The organism is Winogradskyella sp. (assembly GCF_013213975.1).
GTDB lineage: Bacteria > Bacteroidota > Bacteroidia > Flavobacteriales > Flavobacteriaceae > Winogradskyella.
Genome location: NZ_JABSST010000027.1, coordinates 1 through 24,845, shown reverse-complemented (window position 1 = coordinate 24,845; position 24,845 = coordinate 1). Strand labels below are relative to the sequence as shown.

General features: G+C 33.9%; 26 protein-coding genes and 1 pseudogene. 20 read left to right on the top strand and 7 right to left on the bottom strand.

The window, feature by feature from the left end:
* Positions 1 to 145 precede the first annotated feature (145 nt).
* From HRU49_RS05660 to HRU49_RS05575, 18 genes are all read left to right on the top strand, one after another.
* On the top strand, positions 146 to 2,767 hold the full coding sequence (locus tag HRU49_RS05660; protein WP_296355028.1) for a hypothetical protein: 2,622 nt from the start codon (positions 146 to 148) through the stop codon (positions 2,765 to 2,767).
* A 16-nt stretch (positions 2,768 to 2,783) separates the two neighbouring features.
* On the top strand, positions 2,784 to 3,227 hold the full coding sequence (locus tag HRU49_RS05655) for a polymer-forming cytoskeletal protein (RefSeq protein WP_296355053.1): 444 nt from the start codon (positions 2,784 to 2,786) through the stop codon (positions 3,225 to 3,227).
* A complete protein-coding gene (locus HRU49_RS05650; protein WP_296355026.1) occupies positions 3,169 to 3,423 on the top strand; it encodes an AtpZ/AtpI family protein in 255 nt (84 codons plus the stop codon). The genes HRU49_RS05655 and HRU49_RS05650 overlap by 59 nt, the downstream gene beginning before the upstream one ends.
* A complete protein-coding gene (locus tag HRU49_RS05645; RefSeq protein ID WP_296355023.1) occupies positions 3,424 to 3,819 on the top strand; it encodes a hypothetical protein in 396 nt (131 codons plus the stop codon).
* A gap of 55 nt (positions 3,820 to 3,874) precedes the next feature.
* Positions 3,875 to 5,059, top strand: coding sequence for a F0F1 ATP synthase subunit A (gene atpB, locus HRU49_RS05640; RefSeq protein ID WP_363146343.1), 1,185 nt, complete (start codon positions 3,875 to 3,877; stop codon positions 5,057 to 5,059).
* A 19-nt stretch (positions 5,060 to 5,078) separates the two neighbouring features.
* Positions 5,079 to 5,288, top strand: coding sequence for an ATP synthase F0 subunit C (gene atpE / locus HRU49_RS05635; RefSeq protein ID WP_296355021.1), 210 nt, complete (start codon positions 5,079 to 5,081; stop codon positions 5,286 to 5,288).
* Positions 5,289 to 5,364: 76 nt separating this feature from the next.
* Complete coding sequence (locus tag HRU49_RS05630; protein ID WP_296355019.1) at positions 5,365 to 5,859, top strand: F0F1 ATP synthase subunit B; 495 nt, start codon at positions 5,365 to 5,367, stop codon at positions 5,857 to 5,859.
* Between the two features lie 6 nt (positions 5,860 to 5,865).
* Positions 5,866 to 6,402, top strand: coding sequence for an ATP synthase F1 subunit delta (atpH, locus tag HRU49_RS05625; protein ID WP_296355017.1), 537 nt, complete (start codon positions 5,866 to 5,868; stop codon positions 6,400 to 6,402).
* A 33-nt stretch (positions 6,403 to 6,435) separates the two neighbouring features.
* A complete protein-coding gene (gene atpA / locus HRU49_RS05620) occupies positions 6,436 to 8,016 on the top strand; it encodes a F0F1 ATP synthase subunit alpha (protein WP_296355015.1) in 1,581 nt (526 codons plus the stop codon).
* A gap of 54 nt (positions 8,017 to 8,070) precedes the next feature.
* The gene (gene atpG / locus HRU49_RS05615) at positions 8,071 to 8,928 is read left to right on the top strand and encodes an ATP synthase F1 subunit gamma (RefSeq protein WP_296355013.1); all 858 of its coding nucleotides are present in this window, start codon (positions 8,071 to 8,073) and stop codon (positions 8,926 to 8,928) included.
* Between the two features lie 178 nt (positions 8,929 to 9,106).
* Positions 9,107 to 9,640, top strand: a complete 534-nt coding sequence (locus HRU49_RS05610; protein ID WP_296355010.1) for a hypothetical protein — start codon at positions 9,107 to 9,109, stop codon at positions 9,638 to 9,640.
* Positions 9,641 to 9,753: 113 nt separating this feature from the next.
* Positions 9,754 to 11,184: an oligosaccharide flippase family protein gene (locus HRU49_RS05605; protein ID WP_296355008.1), complete on the top strand. Its 1,431-nt coding sequence runs from the start codon at positions 9,754 to 9,756 to the stop codon at positions 11,182 to 11,184.
* Positions 11,181 to 11,615 carry a dUTP diphosphatase gene (gene dut, locus HRU49_RS05600; protein ID WP_296355006.1) on the top strand — a complete coding sequence of 145 codons (435 nt, stop codon included), beginning with the start codon at positions 11,181 to 11,183 and terminating at the stop codon, positions 11,613 to 11,615. Before HRU49_RS05605 ends, dut begins: the two co-directional genes overlap by 4 nt.
* Before the next feature lie 24 nt (positions 11,616 to 11,639).
* Positions 11,640 to 12,659: a sugar phosphate nucleotidyltransferase gene (locus HRU49_RS05595; protein ID WP_296355004.1), complete on the top strand. Its 1,020-nt coding sequence runs from the start codon at positions 11,640 to 11,642 to the stop codon at positions 12,657 to 12,659.
* A gap of 42 nt (positions 12,660 to 12,701) precedes the next feature.
* Entirely contained in the window at positions 12,702 to 13,748 is a 1,047-nt protein-coding gene (locus HRU49_RS05590) for a thioredoxin family protein (RefSeq protein ID WP_296355002.1), read from the top strand.
* Positions 13,749 to 13,752: 4 nt separating this feature from the next.
* Positions 13,753 to 15,114, top strand: coding sequence for a tetratricopeptide repeat protein (locus HRU49_RS05585; protein WP_296354999.1), 1,362 nt, complete (start codon positions 13,753 to 13,755; stop codon positions 15,112 to 15,114).
* A complete protein-coding gene (locus tag HRU49_RS05580) occupies positions 15,115 to 15,906 on the top strand; it encodes a DUF4292 domain-containing protein (protein ID WP_296354997.1) in 792 nt (263 codons plus the stop codon).
* On the top strand, positions 15,906 to 17,129 hold the full coding sequence (locus HRU49_RS05575) for a peptidoglycan DD-metalloendopeptidase family protein (RefSeq protein ID WP_296354995.1): 1,224 nt from the start codon (positions 15,906 to 15,908) through the stop codon (positions 17,127 to 17,129). Before HRU49_RS05580 ends, HRU49_RS05575 begins: the two co-directional genes overlap by 1 nt.
* Here HRU49_RS05575 and HRU49_RS05570 read toward each other — a convergent pair.
* The 3 genes from HRU49_RS05570 to HRU49_RS05560 form a co-directional block, all read right to left on the bottom strand.
* Positions 17,126 to 17,344 (bottom strand): DUF6515 family protein, encoded by a 219-nt coding sequence (locus HRU49_RS05570; RefSeq protein ID WP_296354993.1) that lies wholly within the window; start codon positions 17,342 to 17,344, stop codon positions 17,126 to 17,128. The genes HRU49_RS05575 and HRU49_RS05570 overlap by 4 nt on opposite strands.
* Before the next feature lie 146 nt (positions 17,345 to 17,490).
* Positions 17,491 to 18,000 carry an acyl-CoA thioesterase gene (locus HRU49_RS05565; RefSeq protein WP_296354992.1) on the bottom strand — a complete coding sequence of 170 codons (510 nt, stop codon included), beginning with the start codon at positions 17,998 to 18,000 and terminating at the stop codon, positions 17,491 to 17,493.
* 56 nt (positions 18,001 to 18,056) lie between these two features.
* Entirely contained in the window at positions 18,057 to 18,995 is a 939-nt protein-coding gene (locus HRU49_RS05560; protein ID WP_296354990.1) for an SPOR domain-containing protein, read from the bottom strand.
* A 199-nt stretch (positions 18,996 to 19,194) separates the two neighbouring features.
* Here HRU49_RS05560 and dprA point away from each other — a divergent pair, with 199 nt between their 5' ends.
* A complete protein-coding gene (gene dprA, locus HRU49_RS05555) occupies positions 19,195 to 20,298 on the top strand; it encodes a DNA-processing protein DprA (protein ID WP_296354988.1) in 1,104 nt (367 codons plus the stop codon).
* On the opposite strand, the gene trpS is transcribed toward dprA, so the two are convergent.
* Positions 20,295 to 21,266, bottom strand: coding sequence for a tryptophan--tRNA ligase (gene trpS, locus HRU49_RS05550; protein ID WP_296354986.1), 972 nt, complete (start codon positions 21,264 to 21,266; stop codon positions 20,295 to 20,297). The genes dprA and trpS overlap by 4 nt on opposite strands.
* Before the next feature lie 93 nt (positions 21,267 to 21,359).
* On the opposite strand from trpS, the gene HRU49_RS05545 reads away from it, so the two are divergent.
* Positions 21,360 to 22,103, top strand: coding sequence for a lysophospholipid acyltransferase family protein (locus tag HRU49_RS05545; RefSeq protein ID WP_296354984.1), 744 nt, complete (start codon positions 21,360 to 21,362; stop codon positions 22,101 to 22,103).
* Between the two features lie 101 nt (positions 22,104 to 22,204).
* Here the strand turns inward: HRU49_RS05545 and HRU49_RS05540 are convergent, their stop codons facing one another.
* The 3 genes and pseudogenes from HRU49_RS05540 to HRU49_RS05530 all read right to left on the bottom strand — a co-directional run.
* Entirely contained in the window at positions 22,205 to 23,782 is a 1,578-nt protein-coding gene (locus tag HRU49_RS05540; protein ID WP_296354982.1) for a hypothetical protein, read from the bottom strand.
* Between the two features lie 2 nt (positions 23,783 to 23,784).
* Positions 23,785 to 24,330: an RNA polymerase sigma factor gene (locus tag HRU49_RS05535; protein WP_296354979.1), complete on the bottom strand. Its 546-nt coding sequence runs from the start codon at positions 24,328 to 24,330 to the stop codon at positions 23,785 to 23,787.
* Between the two features lie 223 nt (positions 24,331 to 24,553).
* A pseudogene (locus HRU49_RS05530) lies at positions 24,554 to 24,845 on the bottom strand (DNA recombination/repair protein RecA); the annotation flags it as partial.

Sequence of the window (24,845 nt, the reverse complement as noted above, 5' to 3'; positions counted from 1 at the left end):
TGCGAGCTTTTTTGTTTTATAAACCTCTGTCATTCCTCGAAAAAGAGTCAAATCAATACAAAAATTCAAAAAGATGTTTATTTTTACCACTTAGCACACTAAAAACCCAATACTTTAGTTATCTATTAACCAAATAGAACCAACGTTGAAGCTTAGCATTAAATCATTATTACCCATTTTATTAGTGGCACTGATTTTTCAGGGTTGCTCTCGAAAGAAGGATACGTTTATTAACAGAAATTTTCATGCATTAGGCACTAAGTACAACATACTTTATAATGGTGATATTGCTCTAGAGAGAGGGAAACTTGCGGTTAATGATGAATTCACTGAAAATTTTTGGGAATTGCTGCCTGTGGAGCGTATGAAGGTTAGTGATGATATTTTCTTGCCAGGACAATCAAAAAACGCAGATTTTGAACGCGCTGAAGAAAAAGCCATTAAAGCCATTCAGATGCACGGTATGAATATCGAGGGTAAAGAACGAAACCCACAAATAGATGAAGCGTATTTACTACTTGGTAAGGCGCGTTATTTCGATCAACGTTTTGTACCAGCTCTAGCAGCATTTAATAATATTCTTAATAAATATCCTACAAGCGATAAAATTAATCAGGTGAAAATCTGGAGAGAAAAAACCAATATGCGCCTTAATAATGATGAGGTAGCCATAAAACGATTAAAGCGATTATTAAAAGAAGAAGAAGGAGTTATTGAAGGGCAAGACTTGGCTGATGCGTCTGCAGCTCTTGCTCAAGCTTATATTAATATAAAGTCTAAGGATAGTGCACTAAGTCAATTGGCAATTGCTGCTGAGAATACCAAAGTTAAAAACGAAAAAGCACGATACCATTTTATCAGAGGTCAACTCTATAATGGATTTAGTAAGAAGGATAGTGCCAATATGGAATTCGATGCCATAATTGCAATGCATAGGCAAATTCCAAGAGCATTCTACATCAATGCTCATTTAGAGAAATCGTACAATTTTAATGATGCAGATGGTGATGTTCTTGCCTTTGAAGAATACCTCACAGAATTAGAGGAAAATAGAGAAAATAGACCATTTTTAGACAAGATATTTTTCCGAATTGCAGAATACCATAGAAATAAAGCTTCTGATAGTTTGGCTGAAGCCTATTATAACAAATCACTCAGAAAGATAACCTCAGACAAGTACTTATTAGCTTTAAACTACGAGACCCTTGGCAATATGTATTTTGATCGTAATATTTATAAAACTGCTGGCGCGTATTATGACAGTACTATGACTGCTATGGAGCAAAATACCAAGCCTTATAGAATTATAAAAAAGAAGCGTGAGAATCTGGATGATGTTATCTATTATGAAGGCATTGCACAGGTTAATGATAGTATTTTACATCTTATAAGCTTACCTAAATTAGAGCAATTGGCAGTATTTACTAAGTATACTGAAGATTTAAAACAAAAGGCCTTAGAGGAAGAGAAACGTAGAGAAGAAGAATTAGAACGTCAAGCAGCGCGGACGGCTAGCGCAAGTAATAGCGCTAATAAGCAAAACCAAAGATCTGGTGCAACACCAAAAGGATTACCAGGTAATTTTAATACAAGTGGTGGAAGCAAGCAAAGTAGTTTTTATTTTTATAATCCAACTACCGTAGCATACGGTAAAAATGAGTTTCTTAAAATTTGGGGAGAGCGAAAATTACAAGATAATTGGAGACTGTCCAATCAGAGAGCGGGCATTGTAAATAACACTAAAACAGAAGGTACATCAAAAATTCCTGGTGCAGAAGATATTTACAATCCAGACACCTATATAGCAGCACTACCAACAAAGCAGAGTGCTATAGATAGTATCGCCAAGGAAAGAAATTTTGCCTATTACCAATTAGGAATAATTTACAAAGAAAAGTTTAGAGAGTTGGTGCTTTCAAAATCACGATTCGAAGATTTACTAGAAAATAATCCTGAGGACCGATTAATATTACCTTCAAAATATAATCTATATAAAATTTACCTTGAACTTGGGCTTAATAGAAAAGCCGAAGCAATGAAATCAGATATTATTGCAAACTATCCTGATTCCAGGTATGCTGAAATTTTATTAAATCCACAATCTGAGTTAGTAAAGGATGAGAATAGTCCAGAAGTAATTTATACAAAGCTTTACAAAAAATTTGACAATCAAGAATATGCTGAGGTTATAGCAGAGGCAGATATTCAAATTAAGCGTTTAGAGGGTGACGATTTTCTACCTAAATTTGAAATCCTCAAAGCCTCTGCAAAGGGTAGGCTTTATGGCTTTGAAGAATACAAAAAGGGTATAGATTACATTGCATTGACTTATCCAAATACAGAAGAAGGTAAAAAGGCGGAAGAGCTATTGCAAAATGCAATTCCTGTGTTAGCCAAAAAAGATTTCATAGCTGATGATAAAGCTAAAAACTTCAATGTGATTTATCAGTTTGAAAATGGTTCTGAAGAAGATATTGATGCCTTCCTTAAAGTATTAAATGAGGAAATTGAGAAGAAAATAAAATACTTTGACCTAACTACATCAAAAGATGTTTATAATGAAACCACCACGTTTGTGGTTGTTCATGGTTTAAAAAGTATCCAAGGCGCTGGTGGATTTGCCCAATTATTACAATCCGATGAAAAAGACAGTCGAGGACGACCTGTAAAACCAAAAATCACGAAGGATTATTTTGCAATTTCCTCACCAAATTATGCTATTATTCAACGACACAAAAACTTAAATGCTTATCTAAAATTAGAATAACCTAAATCAAAAAATGATGTTTTCCTCAGACAACAAAAAATCTAAACACCTAGCCACTATGGAAACAAGTACACAACAGAATATTATAGCACATGGCACCAAAATAGTTGGTGATATAGCAAGTCAAGGGCCATTTAGAATTGATGGTACAGTAGAAGGTAATATTAAAACTTCAGGTAAAGTTGTTATCGGAAAAACAGGATTCATTAAAGGAACGCTCCAAGGCGAAAACGCTGATTTTGAAGGAAAATTTTCAGGAAAACTTATTTTGTCCGGCACCCTATCTTTAAAATCTACAGCACATATAGAAGGTGAGGTTCATACAAGTAAATTAGCTGTAGAACCAGGTGCTACATTTAATGCTACTTGTAGTATGAAAGGCACTGTAAAAGCATTATCAAATGAGCCAGTTAAACCAAGACAAGCAGAAACCGCTCAAAGACCAGAAAGACAGGCTTAACTCTTACGCACGTTTTTCAGGATTAGTTATTCAGATGGTGGCAATCATCTGTGTAGGCACCTATATTGGCATTAAACTCGATGAGAATTATCCAAATGATAATAATCTATTCACTCTAGGTTTTACTTTAGGATTTGTTATTATATCAATTGTTTTTGTAATTAGACGTATTATTGCAGCTTCAAAAGACAATTAGATGGAACAATTCAAAAAGAGACAATTTGCCTTTTTATTACTGCTAAGCTGTGTTACAGCTATAACCTTTGGGATACATGCTTATTTACTACATTATTTAGCCAATGATAAGACGTTCTTTTTTCCTGTATGGCAGATTTATGTGTTCCATTTTGTAGTGACACTTGTATTTTATACTATTATTAATTACGTCTTTTCTTCAGGTAAAAAACAGATTTTTAATTTGTTTATGGGTATGACATTTGTAAAAATGATACTCGCCATTTTGTTCTTATTGCCATTACTTCTCTCAGATTTTGAGAATAAGCAGCCTGATGTTTTTAACTTTTTCATCCCTTATTTTTTGTATTTGTTTTTTGAGGTTTTCACCATCACAAAATTTCTTCAAAAGCAATAAACACGTATCGCTCAAAAGCACTGTTTTTATCGATATAAAGCCGTTAAAAATTATAGTGAAATTATTGCTTGTCAATTCATTTAATGTTCGTACATTTGCAGCGAATTTAAAAGAAGGTATTTTAAAGCCACAAAGAATGACATTAAGCACCTTAAAACACACAGTATTTACAGTTCTGTTTTTATCAGTATTTAGTTTTGGTTTTGCCAAGGATGCTAAAGAAGGAGGAGAAGATGAAAAATTCGATCCCAAAGAGATGATTTTACATCACGTTAAGGATGCCTATGGAATGCACATCGCAACCTTAAACCAAGGTGAAGAAAACGAAGCGCATATAACAATACCACTTCCTGTTATTGTATATACAGATAAAGGATTAACCACTTTTTCATCATCGGCTTTTCACCACGATTACCATGGTCATGAGATTGTTGAAAGAAATGGTCAGCGTTTTGTAAATGTCCATGAGAAAGTTTACATTTTAGATGAAGGTGCTTCTGAAGTTGCTTATGATGCTGAAGGACATCCAACAAATGCACACCGTCCAAAATTTGATTTATCTATTACGAGAAACGTATTTATGATGTGGGTGTCAATTGCAGTATTATTCTTAATCTTTTTGACGGCTGCTCGTCGTTACAAAAGGTCTGATGACAATGTACCTTCAGGTATTGCAAGTTTTGTAGAGCCTTTAATCGTATTCGTAAGAGATGAGATTGCACGACCAATGATTGGCGAGCACAAATACAAAAGATACATGCCGTATTTGTTAACCATATTCTTTTTTATATGGATTAATAATATTTTTGGACTTATTCCTATTCTTAATGGCGCCAACTTAAGTGGTAATATTGCGTTTACCTTTACACTGGCAACAATTACTTTTATTATAACAACATTTAGTGGTAACAAAAATTACTGGAAACACATCTTTTGGATGCCAGGAGTTCCTGTACCAATGAAAATATTTTTAATGCCAATTGAGATAATTGGGATGTTTGTGAAGCCAATTTCTCTAATGATTCGTTTGTTTGCTAACATTACTGCAGGACACGTAATCATATTAGCATTAATGTCATTGATATTTGTATTTAAAACTGTAGCAATTGCACCAGTTTCTGTAGCGTTCTCATTATTTATTACAGTTATTGAGGTTATTGTAACAGCAATACAAGCATATATATTTACAATATTGTCAGCCCTTTATTTTGGAATGGCAACTGAAGAAGAACATCATTAATTAATTTAAATTTTATATTATGACTATTACTGGAATTGCAGCTGTTGGAGCTGGTTTAGCAGCGATCGGAGCTGGTGTTGGTATTGGTAAGATTGGTGGGTCAGCTATGGAAGCTATGGCTCGTCAGCCAGAGATGCACGGAAAGATTCAATCTTCTGCATTAATCTTAGCAGCCTTCGTAGAAGCGGTAGCACTATTTGGTGTTGTTGTTGCTTTCTTACAGGGATAAGACACAAAGAGATACAGAAGTAACGGTTGGTTGCTTCTGTATTCTTTAAAATTTAAATTATTTTAAACAAAACGAAATGGATTTAATTACACCTGAATTTGGACTTGTTTTTTGGACATTAATTACGTTTTTAGTCCTACTTTTTATTTTAAGAAAATTCGCTTGGAAACCAATTCTCGGTGCTGTTAGCGATAGAGAAGAAGGTATTAAAAACGCTTTAGCTTCAGCAGAGAATGCACGCAAGGAGATGGAGAATCTTCAAGCAGATAATGAGCGTATCTTACAAGAAGCACGTGCTGAAAGAGAAGCAATGCTTAAGGATGCTCGTGAAATTAGAGAGCAAACTATTGCAAAGGCGGAAACAGAAGCTCAGGAAAAAGCAAGCAAAATCATTGAAAAGGCACAAGCGGCAATTGAGAGTGAAAAGAAAGCAGCAATGGCAGAGTTGAAAAGTCATGTTGCTGGATTATCAATTGATATCGCAGAAAAAGTTGTGCGTGGTGAATTATCTAACAAAGACAAACAGCTTAAGTTGGTTGAAGATATGTTAGGTGAAACTAAATTAAACTAAAAATAAATGGCAGAGTCTAGAGCAGCAATACGTTATGCTAAGGCAGTGTTAAGTTTAGCTACCGATAATAAGGAAGCTGATGCTGTTAATGCTGATATGAAACAAATTGTATCTGCAATTTCTGAGAATATAGATTTAAGAGCAATGCTTCAGAGTCCTGTTGTGAGATCTGCAGATAAGAAGGCAGTTTTAAGTTCAGTTTTTTCAAGTGCTAAAACAGCTACTTCGAACTTGATTGAAACTTTAATTGCAAATAAGAGAATTGCTTTATTAGGCGATGTAGCGTCAAAATACAATCAATTATACGACGCTTTACGTGAGACTCAGATTGCTAAAGTAACCTCAGCAACACCTTTAACTAAGGATTTAGAGAAAAAGGTATTAGCAAAAGTAAAAGAGCTTACTGGAAAAGCAACAGAGATTGAAAATATAGTAGATGAATCCATTTTAGGTGGTTTCATTTTACGTGTTGGTGACTTGCAATATGATGCTAGTGTTGCTAATAAACTAAATAAATTAAAGAGAGAATTTACATTAAATTAATAGCTATAGATTATAGTTAAAGACTAAAATAAAATGGCAGAAGTAAAACCAGCTGAAATATCAGCAATCTTAAAACAACAACTTTCAGGTTTTGAAGCAGGTGCTTCATTAAACGAAGTAGGAACAGTATTAACTGTTGGTGATGGTATTGTACGTGCTTACGGGCTTTCTAATGCGCAATACGGAGAATTAGTAGAATTCGAAGGTGGCTTAGAAGGTATTGTACTTAACCTTGAAGAAGATAACGTTGGTATCGTATTATTAGGACCTTCTAAAGAAATTAAAGAAGGTGCAACAGTAAAACGTACTAATCGTATCGCATCGATTAAAGTAGGTGAGGAAATGGTTGGTAGAGTTGTTGATACTCTAGGTAACCCAATTGATGGTAAAGGACCAATTGGTGGTGATTTATACGAAATGCCATTAGAACGTAAAGCACCTGGTGTAATTTTCCGTCAGCCGGTAGATGAGCCAATGCAAACTGGAATTAAGTCTATCGATGCTATGATTCCTGTAGGTAGAGGTCAGCGTGAGCTTGTTATTGGTGACCGTCAGACAGGAAAGACAACAGTATGTATTGATACCATCTTAAACCAAAAAGAGTTTTACGATGCAGGTGAGCCTGTATTCTGTGTGTATGTAGCTGTAGGTCAAAAAGCATCTACTGTTGCTAACATTGCAAAAACATTAGAAGATAAGGGAGCTTTAGCATATACTGTAATTGTAGCTGCTAACGCTTCAGATCCTGCACCAATGCAGGTATATGCACCATTCGCAGGAGCTGCAATTGGTGAATACTTTAGAGATACTGGTCGTCCAGCATTAATTGTTTATGATGATTTATCTAAGCAAGCGGTTGCATATCGTGAGGTATCATTATTATTACGTCGTCCTCCAGGACGTGAGGCGTATCCTGGTGACGTTTTCTACTTACACTCAAGATTATTAGAGCGTGCTGCAAAAGTAATTGCAGATGATGATATTGCTAAGGACATGAACGATTTGCCAGAATCGTTAAAGCCAATCGTAAAAGGTGGTGGTTCTTTAACAGCATTACCAATTATTGAAACACAAGCTGGTGACGTATCTGCATATATCCCAACAAACGTAATTTCGATTACTGATGGTCAGATTTTCTTAGAGTCAGATTTATTCAACTCTGGTGTACGTCCAGCAATTAACGTAGGTATCTCTGTATCTCGTGTAGGTGGTTCGGCTCAGATTAAATCAATGAAGAAAGTTGCAGGTACATTAAAATTAGACCAAGCACAGTTCCGTGAATTAGAAGCGTTTGCTAAGTTTGGTTCTGACCTTGATGCTGCTACACTTAATGTAATTGAAAAAGGTAAGCGTAACGTTGAGATCTTAAAGCAAGCTCAAAACGATCCATTTACAGTTGAAGATCAGGTAGCAATTATTTATGCAGGTTCTAAAAACTTACTTAGAGATGTACCTGTTGAAAAGGTAAAAGAATTTGAAAGAGACTATATCGAATTCTTAAATGCTAAGCATAGAGATGTCTTAGATACCTTAAAGGCTGGTAAGTTAACAGATGAGGTAATTGATACATTAACTAATGTAGCAAAGGACCTTTCTGCTAAATTCAGTGCTTAAAAACAAAACTAATGTCACTCTGTGAATTTTCATAGAGTCTTTATAACATAAAGGATGGCGAACTTAAAGGAAATACGTAATAGAATATCTTCAGTATCCTCTACGATGCAGATTACAAGTGCTATGAAAATGGTGTCTGCTGCAAAATTAAAGAAAGCTCAAGATGCTATTACAGCAATGCGTCCATACTCTAATAAGTTAACTGAGCTTTTACAGAGTTTAAGTGCAACTTTAGATGCAGACAGCGGAAGTAAATTTGCTGAGCAAAGAGAGGTAAATAAAGTGCTTCTTGTTGCTATTTCATCTAATAGAGGTTTGGCAGGTGCATTTAATTCTAATATTATCAAACAAGTTAATGTATTGTTATCTGAATATTCTGACAAAGAAGTATCGATATTGGCTATTGGTAAGAAAGTAAATGATGCATTCGGAAAGGGAGGAAATGTTATTGCTAATAAAAGCGAGGTATTTGATGACTTAACCTTTGATAACGTGGCAGAAATTGCACAAATGATCATGGATAAGTTTGTTGAAGGTGATTTTGATAAAGTAGAGTTAGTGTATAACAGCTTTAAAAATGCAGCAACTCAAATTGTTATGTCAGAACAATTTTTACCGATAGTACCTGTTGAGAGTGATGCTAACGTTAACTTAGACTATATTTTTGAACCTTCAAAACAAGAAATCGTTGAAACGTTGATTCCTAAGTCATTAAAAACTCAATTGTTTAAGGCGTTAAGAGATTCGTTTGCTTCAGAACACGGTGCGCGTATGACAGCAATGCACAAAGCAACAGATAATGCAACAGAATTGAGAGATCAATTGAAGTTAACCTATAATAAAGCAAGACAAGCTGCAATTACTAATGAGATCTTAGAGATTGTTGGTGGAGCAGAAGCGCTTAACAATTAAAATTTAGTAAGGCTAATTTAGTTTAGCATAAAACAATTTATAATCCCGACGTATTACGTTGGGATTTTTTATTTTAAAAAACTTACATTTTTTTACGCTTCATCGATTAATTGTGAAAATAATCAGCAAAACTAGATAATTTTATATCTTGGATTTCTAAATCTTAACCTACATAGTAATGAAGAATCTTAAAAAAGTATCTTACATTATCGTTTTTGCTATGGCGATATCATTTGCATTTCAATGTGCTAGTCCCAAATTAACAACACCTAATTTCGAACAACAAACACCATTTACAGTTAAGCCTGTGACATTCCAAGAATGGTACGCAGGAATTAAAGTCGGTGGAAGAGGTATTAATATTTTTCTACCTATTTCCGATACTGATGAAGGTGTAACTTTTAACGAGGTTTTCTTCCGAAATTTAAGAGGTAATCTTATTAAAGACCAAGGAAAGTACACTTCAGTATTAAAACACCCGTCGCGTTTATATACCTTTAAGAAAGCAGATAGACCGGTGGATTATCCATTTAAATTAAAAGATGATGAATGTGTCATTAGTTATACAGAAAATGGCCAATTAAAGTACTGTAAAATTACAACCATTAATGAAGTGGCAGGAATCTATTACGAGAATGGGCCACCTTCAATTTACGAGCAATCAAGTGCTAATGGTATGGCTTCTTTAGACGAAGAAAATGAAAACAACTAAAAGTAGAAAAACACAATTAATTAAGCCTTGTTAAACACAAGGCTTTTTTTGTAGAATTAACTGTTTTGACTGTTAATATTTAATATTTTTGAGAGTATTAGTAAGATCACAATTTGAGCGTTCTTAAATCCTTTTTTAAAGACACTATTATCTACGGTTTAGCAACGGTATTACCAAGATTAATGAATTTTATTTTGGTGCCATTGCATACAGAAACTTTAGATACAGCCAGTTATTCTGATAACACGTATTTCTATATTTATGCGGCCTTTTTTAATGTGCTATTAACTTACGGAATGGAAACAGCCTTCTTCAGGTTTTTTAGTAAGCATAAAGAAAAAGAAAAAGTGTATTCGACGACACTAATCAGTTTATTAGTTTCAACGACATTAGTTTTCTTTCTAGTTATATTTTTCAGGCAATCAATTGCAGAAGCATTTAGTCTGAGAACGGACTATTTCAATTATTTAGTTGGAGTTTTGGCTTTAGACACTATCGTTGTTGCACCATTTGCATATTTGCGTGCCACCGGGAAACCACTAAAATTTACAGCCATTAAATTGATTAACATTTTTGTTTATGTTATACTCAATTTCTTTTTTCTGTGGGCAATTCCTAAGTTTAGTATAGAGATTTTTAAATACGACAATTCGGATCTGGTACAGTATATTTTTATTGCAAATCTTTGTGCCAGTGCGGTGACCTTATTATTATTATCTCCATATTTCTTTAGAATTAGATGGATTTTCGATAAGGAAGTTTTCAAGGAAATGTTTTCATATGCTTGGCCGATTATGGTGGCTGGAATGGCCTATGTTATAAATGAAAATTTTGATAAATGGTTAATCCCTGAGGTATTAGGTAAAGATATCAATGGTGCTTATGCGGGGTGTTATAAACTAGCTGTTTTCATGACCATTTTTATTCAAGCTTTTAGATTAGGAGCAGAACCTTTCTTTTTTAATTATGCCAAAGAAAAAAATGCTAAAACTACATATGCACTCATTATGAAGTATTTTGTAATCTTTGGGTTGATTATATTATTGTTTATCATTGGATTTATAGATGCTTTTAAAGCACTAATTGTTAGAGATCCTAGTTACTGGAAAGCATTAGAAATTGTTCCTGTGGTTCTTTTAGCCAATCTTTTTTTAGGGATTTATTTCAATTTAGCCATTTGGTATAAACTCACAGATAAAACGAGATTTGGAATGTACATTTCAATTATTGGAGCGCTCATAACTATAGGTTTGAACATTTGGTTATTGCCAGAACATGGTTTTATAGCGGCCGCTTGGACAACTCTTGTAGCTTATTTTGTAATGATGAGCGTATCCTACCTGTTAGGACAGAAATATTATAGAGTTCCTTATCAAGTTTCTAGAATTGGCTTTTATATACTTATAGCCGTTGTGTTATCCTATATTTCGTTTGAACATCTAAGAGCCAACTATTACCTTAGCACATTGTTAATGACAGTGTTTGTTGTATTAGTCATTTTATTAGAAAAGACGGAATTAAAAGCATTATTAAATAGGGGATGAAAATTAAAATAATTAACAAATCAAGACACGATTTACCACATTATGAAACCATAGCTGCAGCAGGTATGGATTTACGTGCAAATATTACTGAAGCAAGGATATTAAAACCATTAGAACGTACCATTGTTGGCACTGGTTTATTTATTGAGTTACCGATAGGAATAGAAGCTCAGGTTAGACCGCGTAGTGGATTAGCAGCAAAAAAAGGAATAACAGTACTTAATGCACCAGGCACTATAGATGCCGATTATAGAGGCGAAATAGGAGTTATTCTCGTAAACTTATCTAATGAAGAGTTCACCATAAATAATGGCGAACGTATTGCGCAACTTGTTATTGCTAAGCATGAACGTGCAGAATGGGATGAAGTAGAAACGCTATCTGAAACTGAGAGAGGCGAAGGAGGTTTTGGTAGCACAGGAACAAAATAATCAAATCAAACATAGACTTATAAAATGAAAATAATAGTACCAATGGCAGGACGTGGATCTCGCCTAAGACCTCATAGTTTAACAGTACCAAAACCCTTAATTCCAGTTGCAGGACAACCTATTGTGCATCGTTTGGTAAAAGATATAGCCAAGGTTTTAAAGCAACCTATAGAAGAGGTTGCCTTTGTTCTTGGTGATCCAGCTTGGTTTGGTGATGATGTTGTAGAAAGCCTAAGCAGTTTAGCAAAAGAATTAGGTGCAAAAGCATCTATCTACAGACAAGACCAACCTTTAGGAACGGGACATGCAATTATGAGTGCAAAACCTTCTTTATCAGGTCCAGCGGTTATTGCTTATGCAGACACTTTAATAAGAGCTGAGTTTGATTTAGATCCAACAGCAGATAGTGTTATTTGGACGAAGCGCGTAGAAAATCCTGAAGCTTATGGTGTAGTTAAACTAGATGAAAAAGATAGCATCGTAGAGTTGGTAGAAAAGCCTTCTGAGTTTGTGAGTGACCAAGCTGTAATTGGTATTTATTACTTTAAAGAGGTAGCCGTTTTAAAGGATAAGCTTCAAGAGGTGTTAGATGAAAACGTTATGAATGGTGGTGAATACCAAATAAATGATGGTATTAAACGTATGATGGCAGATGGTAAAGTATTTAAAACAGGTTCTGTTGATGAGTGGATGGATTGTGGAAACAAGAATGTCACTTTGGAGACTAATGCTAAAATGTTAGGATTCTTAGCGGCTGATAATGAAGAGCAATTGGTGCATGATTCTGTGGTTTTGGAAAACGCAAATATAATAGAGCCTTGTTTTATTGGTGATGGTACAGTGTTACGTAATACATCGGTTGGACCAAACGTTTCTATAGGAAAAGATTGCCTTATAGAAGACTCAAGCGTTAAAAATAGCTTAATCCAGAATCAAACAACTATTAAAAACGCTAATTTAGAGGAGGCTATGATTGGTAACCATGTTAAGTATGATGGTGGCTTTACCAAGATTAGTATAGGCGATTATTCTGTTTTGGAGTAGTTATCTCATAAAAGATATTGAAGTTTGACCAATTTTAAATTCATGGGGAAGACAGTTTTCGTAATTGTTTTAGCATTAATTGTGTTAAGCTGTAAATCTGAAAATAAACTTTATAATAAAGGATTAAATGCTAACATAAACTTGATTCTTGAATCGAAGGATGATATAGATAGTGTTTTAATTCTTGATATTGGTCAACAACGTGAGTTCCATAAAATTCCGTTTAGAGATACAATAAGACTAGATTTAAACGATAGTATTAATGATTTATATAACATTCTTTTTTACAAAGAGGGTAAAATGGTTTCAAGTCCTGTAAGGCATAATCAAATATGGCTTAATGGTAATAATATAACAATAAAAGGAAAGATAGATAATAAGCTAATTGTAGATACAATAATTGGTTCTGATTTATATTATAAATCGAAGAGTGTGTCAAAAAAATTAAGTGGTTTATTTAATAAGAAAGTTGAAGATTCTATAATTGATAATTATCTCTTTAAAAAGATAAAGGAAAATATAGAAAGTCCATTATCACTAGCTTTAGCAGATAATTATATTCTCAGAAATCAGAATAAATTAAAAAATCTTGAAAGATTAAATGAACTATTAATAAATCAAAAGGAGTTATTAAAAAATCATTCTTTTTTTAGACCTCACGCTCAGCTCCAAAAGACTATACAAGTCAAGAACTTAGAGTTTTCTAACTATAAATTCTACGACTTAAGAAATGATATATCAACAATAGTTCTCGATAAAGACAAAAAGTATATTATAGATTTTTGGTTTGTAAATTGCGCACCTTGTGTAAAAGATCATAAACACATTGCGACTAAAAAAGATTGGTTAACATCTAATAATTTTGAGTTAATTGGTATTTCGAATGATAAAGATTATGAATTGTTTAAAAACTACATTATTCAGAATAAATACGACTGGAAAAATTATAGAGAGGGAGATTCTCTTAAGTCAATTAGAAATGAATTAGATATTAAAGCATATCCTACCTATGTAATTATCGATAATGGCACAAAAATTGAAAAAATATTTAATTCATTTGAAGATGTAGAGGACTATCTTTCAAAATAGATTAATGAAACAACATTTCTACATACTACTAATTATAGTTGGGAATTTATTAATTTCTCAAACTTCTCATGCTCAGGTTGATTTTAATAAACGACCTGATGACGATTTGGGCAATGTAAAAGATGAATTTCAAGAATATTTTTTCGAGGCACTTAAGCAAAAGGGGATTGAGAATTATGACAGAGCTGTCGAATCACTATATAAGTGTTTAAACCTGGACAGTAAAAGGCCAGTAATTTATTTTGAATTAGGAAAGAACTACAATAAACTTAAAAACTTTGGTGCTGCTGAAGACAATCTTAAGAAGGCCATTAGCATGCAACCGGATAATGAGTGGTTCCTTGATGAATTGTACGATGTATACTTTCAACAAGATGATATTGATAACGCTATTAAAACCATTAAACAACTCGTTAAGTATCATCCTGACTACAAAGAGGATCTTGCCGCTTTATACGCAAGAGAAAAGCGCTATAAGCAGGCTTTAGAACTGTTAGATGAGTTGGATCAAGAATTAGGTGTAAGCGAAAGTAGGGATGCTATGCGTAACGATATTTACAGAATTACGGGTAACGCAGACGATCGTATCGATAATTTAGAACAACGCATTGCTAATAACCCAAATAACGAAGAAAATCATTTAAAACTCATTTACAGATACAGTCAAACTGGTAATAGAAAAAAAGCGTATAAAGCAGCTCAGAACCTTTTAAAAATAAAACCAGACTCAAAGTTTGTACATCTGGCTTTATATAAGTTTTATCTTGAAGACGAAAAAATAGACGATGCCATTAACTCAGTAAAAATTTCTCTAACAAGTCCTGAGATTAATGCAGAGGCTAAAGCTAAAGTATTAAAGGATTTTGTGAGTTTTGTGTCAAAAAATCCTGAATATGAATCGGATTTAGTTGAAATCACAGCATTAGTAGATAATAATAAAGACGCAGCAACATATAATAATTTAGGGCAGTACTATTTAAAGTCTGGTGATAAGGCAAAGGCCTTAGCAAATTTTAAAGAAGCCTTAAAACAGAACCCAAATGATTTTAAACTAATAAAGGATATCTTACTGATTCAGCTAGATTTACAAGCGTTTGAAGATGTTGTTACAGAGAGTGAAGAAGCCCTTGAATTGTATCCAGCACAACCTATTTTATATTTAGTAAACGGAGTTGCAAATAATCAACAAGGTGCACATAAAAAGGCAATTGACAGTTTAGAGATAGGTTTAGATTTCTTAATTGATAATCCAATAATGGAATCAGACTTTTACACGCAATTGAGTGTTGCCTATAAAGCTTTAAATAACAATAGTAAATCTGAAACGTTTGCTAAAAAGGCACAAGTCCTTAAAAACCAGCAATAAATGAATCATACTTTTATAAATAGGATTATAAAATTCACTTTGCTTTTTGTTTTAGTTGGTGTTACGACCAATTGTAAATCTGCTAAAAATGTTATCGCGTCTGGTGAGGCTAGCGAAAGACTTTCTGCAAAGCAAGTTATAAAGCAACATCAAAAAAACGACGCTGATTTTAACACTATGCAAGCTAGGGTTAGAATAGATTTAGCTCAAGGCGACAAAGAACAAGGTGCAACTTTTAATCTGAGGGTAGAAAAAGATAAAGTTATTTGGCTTAGTGCGCCTCTGGGTCTTGCACGCATGATGATAACACCAGAAAAAGTGCGCTTCTATAACAAGCAAGACAATGAGTATTTTGATGGTGATTATAAATTATTAAGTGATTTTGCAGGAGTAGAATTAGACTTTAATAAAGTTCAGAATGTGCTACTAGGACAGGCAATTTATGATTTAAAAGAGCAATCGTACTCAGTTTCGGTGAATGGCAATTCTTATGCCTTACAACCAAAAAATCAAAATGCCTTGCTAGAACTATTTTACCTCATTAATCCAGCGCACTTTAAAATGGACAGTTTGCAATTGTTTCAGCAATTAAAAAAGCGTATACTTCAAATAGATTATAAAGCCTATCAAGAAGTAGATAGGCAGGTTTTACCAAAAGATATAAGAATAATTGCCGTAGAGGATAGTGATGAAGTTTCCATTGTACTGGAATTTAAATCTATTACGCTAAATGAGGAGGTAAGATTTCCATTTAAAATTCCAAAGGGATATAAAGAAATAGTTATTAAATAATGCGTCTAGATAATTTCAGAACTTTTCTTCTCATAGGATTTGTCCTTTTCTCTACGTTCACTTTTTCTCAAAGTGACAAGCAAAAAAAGCTCGAGGCACAACGTCAAGAAATTCTGCGTGAAATTGATAAATTCAAGGCTTTTTTAACGGGTAAAAAGAAAGAGGAGCGTTCTGAAATTACTTTGATTGAAGACTTAAACTACAAGGTCCAAAGACGAAAGAATCTCATAAGAATAACTAATGAGCAAGCCAATTTATTGACACGTGAGATAAATGCAAATCAAAAAGAAATAACAAGCCTAAGGATTCAGTTACAAGAATTAAAGGACGATTATGCAGCCATGATTGTAAAGGCTTATAAAAGCAAGTCTGAACAAAGTAAGGTCATGTTTTTATTGTCTTCAACTAACTTTAAACAAGCATACAAAAGATTGCAGTATATAAAGCAATATGCGAATTACCTTAAGGAGCAAGGTGAAGTAATTAAAACAAAAACCAAGGAATTACAAGAGCTAAATATTGCGCTTTCAAAACAAAAAGAGGATAAGCAGAAACTTATTGATGAAAATAGAATTGCAAAACGACAGCTTGAAAAGGAGTTAAAGGAACGTGAAGTATTAATGGCTTCTATAAAGGCTGATATGAGTAAATTTACAGCTCAGATTAAGAAAAAGCGGCAAGAAGCAGATCGTATTGATAAAGAGATAAACCGATTAATTAGAGAAGCTATTGCAGCATCAAACAAGAAGGCGGGTAAAACAAATTCAACAGGTAAGTTTGTATTAACTCCAGAAGCCAAAAGATTAGCCTCTAGTTTTGAAGCTAATAAGGGTAAATTGGGTTGGCCAGTTACAAGAGGTGTAATAAAAGGTAAATTTGGTAAACGACGGTCATTAACAGATGCGTCGGTGACTAATAATTACAAGAGTATTCAAATTGCTACTGAGACCAATGCAGAGGTAAAAGCGGTATTTAAGGGTGAAGTTTCTGAAGTTCTAATAGTAAAGAATGGAAATCCTGCAATACTAATTAGACATGGTAACTACCTGACTATTTATATGAACCTTTCTAAAGTTTATGTGAAAAAAGGGGATAAAATTGAGACTGGCCAAACCATAGGTCAAGTATTCACCAATCGCTTACGTGGTGAAACGTTATTAGGCTTCAGAATCAATAAAAATAATCAGGTACTTAATCCAGAATACTGGCTTATTAAGAATTAGACTCTAACCACAACATAACCGCTTCTGGTTTTTCTATAATGTTTACCATTAAAAAAGTAGTAGCGCTTTCCTTTTACTCTAACAATTTTATATTGTTTAGGTAATTTTGTGACTACAGTAACAGTTGCAGGTTGTTTTACAACGACACGACTTGCGCAAGAACTAAAGCTTAAAGCAAATACAAAAACTAAAGTGTAAACTAGGTATCTCATCATTAAATAAATTTGGTTTAATGATAAGACTTAAAAGATTCAAAAAGGTTTAATCGAGTTTGTCATTCCTGTGAAGGTAGGAATCTAATTCTAAAAACACAATGTGCTTTCATGTGGATTCCACATCAAGTGCGGAATGACAAAAAGGACTATTCAAAAAGTGCTTTTAACTCAGTAGCATCCGAAGGCTTCATTTTACCAGCCAAAACTAAACTTAATTGCTTTCGGCGCAATGCAGCTTCAAAGCGTTCTTTTTCTAAATCAGTTTCTGGAATAAGCTCAGGAATTTTAACAGGACGACCTGTTTCATCAACAGCAACAAAGGTGTAAATAGCTTCATTAGCCTTTATGCATTCACCAGATTCACGGTCTTCTATCCAAACATCCATGTAAACTTCCATAGAGGAGGTAAAGGCACGAGATACTTTGGCTTCGATGGTTACAACACTTCCTAAAGGTACAGATCTATTAAAAGCCACATGATTAACAGAGGCAGTAACAACGATACGTCGTGAGTGCCTTCTTGCGGCAATACTAGCTGCTCTATCCATACGAGCTAAAAGCTCACCACCAAATAAATTATTAATTGGGTTAGTTTCACTTGGTAAAACAAGATCTGTTACTACAGTTTTAGATTGAAATGCGGTTCTTGGATGCATAAATCACAATAATTTTCGCAAAGATAGATTGAAATAAATTAAGTGCTATAAAAAGATTAGTCTAATTTCTTGATCAATAACCAAGCATCTTTGTTGTGCGCTTTTCGGATTTTGTAAAGCGCATTTTGTGCCTCAAGTCTATTAGGATAGCTTTCATACACCACTTCGTGTAAACCGTATCTGTTTTTACCAATTGTTCTAGCCTTATAGCCTTTAGCTCTTAGTTGTTTCACTTTCTTCTCAGAATTAGCTTCAATTCTAAAAGCTCCAGCCACAATATGGTAATTTCCCGCTTGCTTTTCTAGAGATAAGGTAGCCGCAGGTAATGGGTTGCTGATAACAAATGTAGCCTCTTGTACTTTGGCATCTAATTGTGCATTAGCATCTTCTTGGGCTAATTGATTATGATTCTCAATAGAAGTGCTATAGTAGTTATAACCAAGATAGCTACTAAACCCTAAAACGAGAACTGCTGCGGCCGCATATTTTAACCAATTGTTCTTCGATCTTTTTTCTGGCGTTATAACAATAGGAGTTTTCTCTTCTATTGCTTCAACCTCTTTTTTATAAAGTTCGCGAGAAACAGATTTAGATGTGTAATGCGATAAACCAAAAGCGTCAGTCAGATAATTGATATGAGTAGAAGGACTAAATATTATTTTACCTTCAGCATTTAAGATGAGCTCACCTATATTTTCTAGTTGAATAGTTTCTCCTTCGATTAAGTAAGACTTGATAGCTTTAACCTGCTTAGTAATTTTAGCATTTGCTGTCTCGTAAGGCAGCTTTTCTGCTTCAGCAATGAAGTTAGCTAATAAGCCAGCGTTAATTTGCACTTGCTCATTAAAAGACAATACTTTTTTTGGCGGATAGAATGTATGCGTAGATTCGTGAACCTTAGCAGAAACACGGTTCGTTAAAAACGCACCAAATCCTGGAATAGTTACACAATCGTAACGGTATAATAGATCACCAATGTAAGTTTCTAATTGCATATAATTTCTGCTTGCAAAACTAAAACGGGATTGTGAGTAGAACTAAGATATATACTAACACAAGCCGGAATTAAGTCTTATCTCGGTTAGAGAGTAAAACAAAATTAAAAATTTTTGAAAGTGATAAAAGTTTAGGCACAGATAGTTATTAACATCAGAAAATTTTAGTTTCTTGTAGGTTCGCTATCAATACTTTAAAATGACAGAACAACAATTAATTTATGCCTTGGCCTTACAGCATGTTCCAAAAATAGGATCTACAACGGCTAAGAAATTAATTAATCACTGTGGTTCTGCTGAAGCAGTGTTTAAAGAAAAAAAGGCTAAGCTTTTAAAAATTGATGGGATTGGAAGTATCACTATTGAAGGTCTTTTTGACAACATTCATTTAGAAGAAGCAGAGAATGAACTTCGATTTATAAAAGACAACAATATTCTAACCCATTATTTTACGGATGACACCTATCCTGAAAAATTAAAGCATTGTATTGATGGTCCAATCGTATTATTCCAGTCAGGTTGTGTCAATATAAAGCAGCAACCCATTATAAGTATAGTGGGTGCCAGGAAAATAACGACTAATGGAATTGCCTTTTGCGAAAAATTAGTCGAAGCCTTAGCTCCCTATAACCCAATTATAGTATCAGGCTTTGCTTATGGAACAGACATAACGGCTCAAACGTCATCACTAAAACAAAATCTTCAGACCATAGGATGTTTGGCGCATGGCCTAAATCAGATTTATCCTAAAGTACATAAGAAGTATGTTGCAGATATCGAAAAGCATGGTGGCTTTTTTACCGATTTTTGGAGTACAGATGCCTTTGATCGTAATAACTTTTTAAAACGCAATCGTATTATTGCTGGATTAAGTGAAGCAACTATTGTTATAGAATCTGCCGCAAAGGGTGGTAGTTTGGTAACTGCAGATATTGCCAATTCATACAATCGAGAAGTTTTTGCTGTTCCAGGCCGTACTACTGATAGCCAAAGTGTTGGGTGTAACAACCTAATTAAATTTCAAAAAGCACATTTATTGTCTCAGCCTCTGGATGTTCCTTATTTATTAAATTGGCAGTTAGAATCTGAACAGAAACCTGCTGTACAGAAGCAATTGTTTGTGGAATTAGACTCTGATGAAAAAACCATATACAATTACCTAAAAGCAAACGATAAGCAACTGTTAGATGTTATTGCCATAGATTGTAATATACCGTCTTACAAATTGGCAGGAATTTTGTTGAATATGGAACTTAAAGGTGTGGTTAGACCCTTACCTGGAAAGTTATTTGAATTGTATTAGTACCCAACCTTAGCCCTCACACGCTTTAATACATTATCAGCAACAATTTTAGCTTTATCAGCACCTTTAGCTAAAGCGGCATCAACCTCAGTAAGATTAGCCATGTAGTAGCTATAGCGTTCTCTAGGTTTAGCAAATCGTTCAAGTACTAATTCGTATAAGGCTTGTTTAGCATGGCCATACCCATAATTACCACCTTCATAGTTAGCCTTCATTTCAGTGATTTGCTCTTCAGAAGCTAAAAGACTATAAATAGCAAAGCAATTACAGGTTTTCCAATCCTTTGGTTCTTCTAATGGAGTGCTATCAGTTTGAATGGACATAATCTGCTTGCGCAATCTCTTTTCTGGTAAAAAGATATTTATAATGTTGTTCTTACTCTTACTCATTTTTGCACCATCGGTACCCGGAATAAGCATGGTATCTTTTTGAATATCTGCTTTTGGTAACACAAAGGTTTCACCTCCCATTTTAGCATGAAAACGTGAAGCAACATCACGTGTCATCTCAATATGTTGTTCTTGATCTTTACCTACAGGAATAATTTCAGAGTCGTAAAGTAGAATATCTGCTGCCATTAGCATAGGATAGGTAAACAAGCCACCATTAACATCGTCTAGTCGGTCTGCTTTATCCTTAAAACTATGGGCTAATTCTAAACGCTTAAAAGGAAAGAAACAATTAAGATACCAGGCCAACTCGGTAACTTGTGGCACATCGCTCTGTCTATAAAAAACGGTTTTATCGATATCAAGACCAAATGCTAACCACGCAGCTGCAGTAGAGTAGGTATTGTTACGAAGGATTTTGGCGTCTTTAATCTGAGTTAAAGAATGCAGGTTTGCAATAAATAAGTAAGAATCATTAGCCTCGTCTTTGGCTTTTTCTATTGCAGGTAAAATAGCGCCTAAAATATTTCCTAAATGCGGTGTCCCTGTACTTTGTATGCCTGTTAGTATTCTTGCCATGTCAACGTCCTGTAAAAACAGGAATTTCTTTTAAAATTAAACGATGCGCAAAGATAATTTTTTTACTAAAACTATTTAATTAGTTTTGGTGCTATGGCAATATTTAAATATCCATTTTGGGTTTTGTATCGCATATGGTTTTACATACTAGTGGCAATACCTATTATTGTTTTATTTCCAGTTTTACTTCTATCTATTTCAAGAGAGAAATGGTATCCTTATTTCTTTAGACTCGCCAGAATATGGGCTAAATTCATCTTAATAGGAATGGGCTTCAATTATAAAATCCTGCGGGAAGAAACTCCAGATCGTAAGAAAAGCTACATGTTTGTAGCGAACCATACCTCAATGACGGATATTATGCTAATGTTGGTGTCAGTTAAAAATCCATTTGTATTTGTTGGTAAGAAAGAATTAGCAAAAATTCCACTTTTTGGATTCTTTTACAAGCGTACTTGTATACTCGTAGATCGCAGCAGTGTTAAAAGTAGACAAGCTGTTTTTTTAAGGGCACAACGTAGACTTAAACAAGGTTTAAGTATTTGTATTTTTCCAGAAGGTGGAGTGCCAGATGAGGCTATTGTATTAGATACCTTTAAGGATGGTGCGTTTCGATTAGCTATTAATCATAAAATACCTGTTGTACCTATAACGTTCTATGATAATAAAAAGCGCTTTTCATATACCTTCTTTAGTGGTGGTCCTGGCAGAATGTTAGCCAAAATTCATCTTTTCTTTACTACTGAGTCGCTAACTATAGACGATACCAAAACTCTAAATGCAGAAGTACGAGAGGTAATTGAAGATGAACTATGTAAAAATTTAAAAAGTGTCTAAAAAAGGAAAAGCCACCCTAACCACGAGTAGCTTTTTTGTCATCATTGCATTCATCATTGCTTTTTATGTGTTGCAACAACCTAACCTAATTTAAAGTTCACCTAAAACTTAAAACTTATACCTGTATACACTCCAATAAAGAACGGTCTAAAATCTCCAGATGTGTTATTGAATGTATTCAGTTGATACTTGAACTGAGGTTCAAGATTTATATTCCATTGTTTAGACAAGTTATAATCTAAGCCCAATCCAAAGTTGGCACTAAAACTTGTACTATTTATATTATTAGCTTCACCGATTAACGTAGATACACCATCAAGATCAGCGTACAATTCGTTATTATTTAAAAAGAAAGTACTAAATCCACCAATCACATTAATGCCAAACTTTTTATCTAAAAGTGCATATTCTACTTCTAACGGCACCTCAATAAAACCAATGCGTTGATCGATACTTCCTACTTTATAAGAACTTAAATCAGAAGAAGCCACCATTGAACTTGTACTCATTAATGATAATGACTGTGTTTTGCTATTAAGCGTAATATTCTGATATTTTTGAGGTGTTCTTCCTCCTACAGTAATAAAAGCTACTGAGGCAGCAGGATTTGGATTGGTTATTGCTAAAACACCAGAAGTCGTCTGGTTAAGATTAACTAAATTAACCCCTGCTCTTACTTTTAATTTATTAGAAATGGCATAAGAACCAGCTATACCATAGCTCATATTAATATCTCCACTTTTGGTATTCTCAGCAAATTGCTGATCTATAGAAGATCCATTACCAAGAGAGCTGTAGTAAACAGGTGCAACATGCGGTCTTATGCTCCACCTGTTTGATTCATTTTCTTTTTCATCAATAATATCTTCCTCTTCATTAGTATCAGCGATTGCATCATAAAGAGATTCTTTTTTCGGGTCTTCTTTAAGAATTTCCGTTTCTTTTTCTTTTTGACTATTCTCGGTAACTGAAGAATCGGTGGAGTTTTGAGCCTTAGATTGGTTAGTTACGGCAGTATTTCTTTCCTCAATTGTTTTCTTAATCGTAGACTTTAATTCTGGCCCTTTAATTAATTCTAACTTCTTAAAACTTGAATTAGGTTCTTTATTTTCTGTATTCAAAGCAACCTTCGAATCGTTTGACTTATCGTGATTTGTACTTACTGGATCAGACGATTCAGATTGAGAAGTTTTCTGCCCGTTATCCCTATTTTCGTAATACGCAGCTACTGAATTTAACTGCGACTTGGGACTCTGGATAAATTGCTTAGCGGTATTAAAATTTTGAGTTGAAATTTTGTCATTAGAATTTTCGTTTTGTTCTAAAGTATTCTTAGAATCTACAAACTCCAATTTTTCAACGCCGTTAGTATCATTTAAAATTTTATCCTCTTTAGTGGTGTTTTGATTAGAATCGGGATTATTTTTTTCTGTATCAACAACGATTGGTTGCGCAGACGGGTCAGCATCTGAATTAAAAACAGATATCCCAACAGTAACCAATAAAAGAACAGCTGCAGCTACACCACCAATCTGCCACCAAATAGGGATAACTCTGCGTTTCTTCTTTTTATTAGGAAGGCTTTCGCTTATACGATTCCAAACAGCATCATTAGGTGCTACTTCAAAATCTTTAAACTTTTCCTGAAAAAGTCTATCTATATTTTTCTTTTCGTTCATTATTATAATGATTGCGAACTTCTATTCGCTTTATAATCTTCTATTTTATCTTTTAAAATCAATCTAGCCCTTGCTAAATTAGATTTTGAGGTTCCTATTGAAATATTGATTAATTCACTTATCTCAACATGCGTGTAACCATCTAAAACGTATAAATTGAAAACCAATCTATATCTGTCAGGCAATTCTTGAATTAGACCTAGTAAAAAATCTATACTCAAATCTTTGTCATTAATATCTACGCTAACATCCTCAATATTACCTTCATCAGTGATATCGTATACTCCTACATTTTCTCTGTAGCGTTGCAATGACGTATTAATTGCAATTCGTTTTAACCAACCTTCAAAAGAACCTTTATTATTATACTGATCTATTTTACTAAATACAGTTATAAATGCGTCGTGCAGATTGTCTTCTGCCTCGGCATAATTTCTAGAATACTTAAGACAAAGCGAAAATAATTTACTTGCATATTGCTTGTATAATTGGCTTTGTGCTTGAGCATCTTGTTTTATACAATTTTTAATGAGTCTTTCTAAACTCACATTGTTGTTGGATTTAATTAATAATTATCTACTATTTTGATTTGGTGCTATTTATTGCAATAGGTGCTCTCAATATAGTACTGATTTTTACCTTCATCATCACCATTACACCACCTCTTTAAGAAGATAACATAATCAAATTCACTACGTAGATGCAGAATATGCAAAAGGGTTGCGTCTAAAAACAAAAAAAATCCTGAATTTTCAGGATTTTTTTTGTAACTTACTGATTGTCATTGATTAATGCTCTAACTTTTTCTTCAAGTTCGTCCATTAAATCAGGATTGTCTTTAATTAATGACTTAACAGCGTCACGTCCTTGACCCAATTTCGTGTCTTCATAGCTAAACCATGAACCACTCTTTTTAACGATGTCGTGTTCAACAGCGAGGTCGAGTACTTCTCCTACTTTAGAAACACCTTCTCCATACATAATATCGAACTCAGCAGTTCTAAATGGAGGGGCAACTTTATTTTTAACCACTTTAACACGTGTTTTGTTACCCATAACATTA

Excerpts from the sequence above, each read along its gene's own strand:
- HRU49_RS05650 (WP_296355026.1), top strand. The coding sequence starts at position 3,169 with ATGAGCCAGTTAAACCAAGACAAGCAGAAACCGCTCAAAGACCAGAAA.
- atpH (WP_296355017.1), top strand. The coding sequence starts at position 5,866 with ATGGCAGAGTCTAGAGCAGCAATACGTTATGCTAAGGCAGTGTTAAGT.
- HRU49_RS05610 (WP_296355010.1), top strand. The coding sequence starts at position 9,107 with ATGAAGAATCTTAAAAAAGTATCTTACATTATCGTTTTTGCTATGGCG.
- HRU49_RS05580 (WP_296354997.1), top strand. The coding sequence starts at position 15,115 with ATGAATCATACTTTTATAAATAGGATTATAAAATTCACTTTGCTTTTT.
- atpG (WP_296355013.1), top strand. The coding sequence starts at position 8,071 with ATGGCGAACTTAAAGGAAATACGTAATAGAATATCTTCAGTATCCTCT.
- HRU49_RS05540 (WP_296354982.1), bottom strand. The coding sequence starts at position 23,782 with ATGAACGAAAAGAAAAATATAGATAGACTTTTTCAGGAAAAGTTTAAA.
- HRU49_RS05560 (WP_296354990.1), bottom strand. The coding sequence starts at position 18,995 with ATGCAATTAGAAACTTACATTGGTGATCTATTATACCGTTACGATTGT.
- dut (WP_296355006.1), top strand. The coding sequence starts at position 11,181 with ATGAAAATTAAAATAATTAACAAATCAAGACACGATTTACCACATTAT.
- HRU49_RS05590 (WP_296355002.1), top strand. The coding sequence starts at position 12,702 with ATGGGGAAGACAGTTTTCGTAATTGTTTTAGCATTAATTGTGTTAAGC.
- HRU49_RS05575 (WP_296354995.1), top strand. The coding sequence starts at position 15,906 with ATGCGTCTAGATAATTTCAGAACTTTTCTTCTCATAGGATTTGTCCTT.
- atpA (WP_296355015.1), top strand. The coding sequence starts at position 6,436 with ATGGCAGAAGTAAAACCAGCTGAAATATCAGCAATCTTAAAACAACAA.
- atpE (WP_296355021.1), top strand. The coding sequence starts at position 5,079 with ATGACTATTACTGGAATTGCAGCTGTTGGAGCTGGTTTAGCAGCGATC.
- HRU49_RS05655 (WP_296355053.1), top strand. The coding sequence starts at position 2,784 with ATGTTTTCCTCAGACAACAAAAAATCTAAACACCTAGCCACTATGGAA.
- dprA (WP_296354988.1), top strand. The coding sequence starts at position 19,195 with ATGACAGAACAACAATTAATTTATGCCTTGGCCTTACAGCATGTTCCA.
- HRU49_RS05585 (WP_296354999.1), top strand. The coding sequence starts at position 13,753 with ATGAAACAACATTTCTACATACTACTAATTATAGTTGGGAATTTATTA.
- HRU49_RS05630 (WP_296355019.1), top strand. The coding sequence starts at position 5,365 with ATGGATTTAATTACACCTGAATTTGGACTTGTTTTTTGGACATTAATT.
- HRU49_RS05570 (WP_296354993.1), bottom strand. The coding sequence starts at position 17,344 with ATGATGAGATACCTAGTTTACACTTTAGTTTTTGTATTTGCTTTAAGC.
- HRU49_RS05545 (WP_296354984.1), top strand. The coding sequence starts at position 21,360 with ATGGCAATATTTAAATATCCATTTTGGGTTTTGTATCGCATATGGTTT.
- trpS (WP_296354986.1), bottom strand. The coding sequence starts at position 21,266 with ATGGCAAGAATACTAACAGGCATACAAAGTACAGGGACACCGCATTTA.
- HRU49_RS05595 (WP_296355004.1), top strand. The coding sequence starts at position 11,640 with ATGAAAATAATAGTACCAATGGCAGGACGTGGATCTCGCCTAAGACCT.
- HRU49_RS05645 (WP_296355023.1), top strand. The coding sequence starts at position 3,424 with ATGGAACAATTCAAAAAGAGACAATTTGCCTTTTTATTACTGCTAAGC.
- HRU49_RS05565 (WP_296354992.1), bottom strand. The coding sequence starts at position 18,000 with ATGCATCCAAGAACCGCATTTCAATCTAAAACTGTAGTAACAGATCTT.